Source organism: Pedobacter sp. 01T416_2 (assembly GCF_056398925.1).
Window position 1 is genome coordinate 1 of record NZ_JBFTQI010001193.1, and the last position, 1,114, is coordinate 1,114.

At 37.1% G+C, this 1,114-nt stretch carries 3 protein-coding genes; 1 reads left to right on the forward strand and 2 read right to left on the reverse strand.

Annotated elements, in window-relative coordinates:
• Window positions 1-453: 2-C-methyl-D-erythritol 4-phosphate cytidylyltransferase (locus AC1DPQ_RS28475; RefSeq protein WP_477611677.1), on the forward strand; the 453-nt coding region annotated here is incomplete at its 5' end.
• A 103-nt stretch (window positions 454-556) separates the two neighbouring features.
• Here AC1DPQ_RS28475 and AC1DPQ_RS28480 read toward each other — a convergent pair.
• Together AC1DPQ_RS28480 and AC1DPQ_RS28485 are read right to left on the reverse strand one after the other, a co-directional pair.
• Window positions 557-715: a lmo0937 family membrane protein gene (locus AC1DPQ_RS28480; protein WP_139180130.1), complete on the reverse strand. Its 159-nt coding sequence runs from the start codon at window positions 713-715 to the stop codon at window positions 557-559.
• A 166-nt stretch (window positions 716-881) separates the two neighbouring features.
• Window positions 882-1,103: a DUF2795 domain-containing protein gene (locus AC1DPQ_RS28485; RefSeq protein WP_010603503.1), complete on the reverse strand. Its 222-nt coding sequence runs from the start codon at window positions 1,101-1,103 to the stop codon at window positions 882-884.
• Window positions 1,104-1,114: the final 11 nt, after the last annotated feature.

Sequence of the window (1,114 nt, forward strand, 5' to 3'; positions counted from 1 at the left end):
GTACCACACCAGGTTATCGATGGCGGCACGGAGCGTTTTCACTCTGTGAAAAATGCAATCCATGCTATCGAAGAAGAAAGTTATGTTGCCATTCACGATGCCGTTCGTCCGCTCGTTTCCAAATCTCTTATCGACAACTGTTTTAATGAAGCTGAGCTACAGGGAAACGTTATTGCAGCCGTACAATCAAGCGATAGCGTACGCTTGCTTAGAGACGATAAAACAGCGGCATTAAAACGCGATGAGATCTATTTAGTACAAACGCCACAAACTTTTAGCCTTAGCATTCTTAAAGAAGCTTACAACCAAGAGTTCGACGCTCATTTTACAGATGACGCAAGCGTGGTAGAATCTATTGGTTATGAGATTAATATCATCGAAGGAGAAAGAGGAAATATTAAAATTACCTATCCTATTGATCTTGAACTTGCCGAATTGTTGTTAAAAAATTAAAAATATAAAAAGGAGTTTCAAAAATGAAACTCCTTTTTTAATCCATCCATTTCAAAGCGTCCCCTACTTCTAAACCAATGAATATCGGTGCGATATATTTTTTTTACGCTGCCCGTCCAATTACTTTAAGCAGAATTGCAATAACTGCGATTACCAATAAAACGTGGATTATACCGCCAACGTCTCCGAAGCCGTGAAATATAAATCCGATCACCCAGAGTATTACCAATACTACTGCGACTAAATACAATAAATTTCCCATAGTGTTAATTTTTTAGCAATGTTATATTATTGGTGTATTAACACTTGGCTTTTCACTTTTGTTTAAAAAATGTAATTATTTTATCGGTATGACGAATAGTATGGGAAATGAAAGCATAAAAAAAACCTCCCAGTTTAGCTGGAAGGTTTTTTATAGTTTCTAATGTTTAGTATTCGTCCTCGTTAAAGAAGAAATCTTCTTTAGTTGGGTAATCTGGCCAAATTTCCTCAATGGTTTCATAAGGTTCGCCATCATCTTCTAATGCCTGTAAGTTTTCAATTACTTCTACTGGGGCACCAGAGCGGATACCATAATCAATTAATTCGTCTTTAGTTGCAGGCCATGGTGCGTCTTCCAAGTGCGATGCTAATTCTAATGTCCAATACATATCGTCAATTC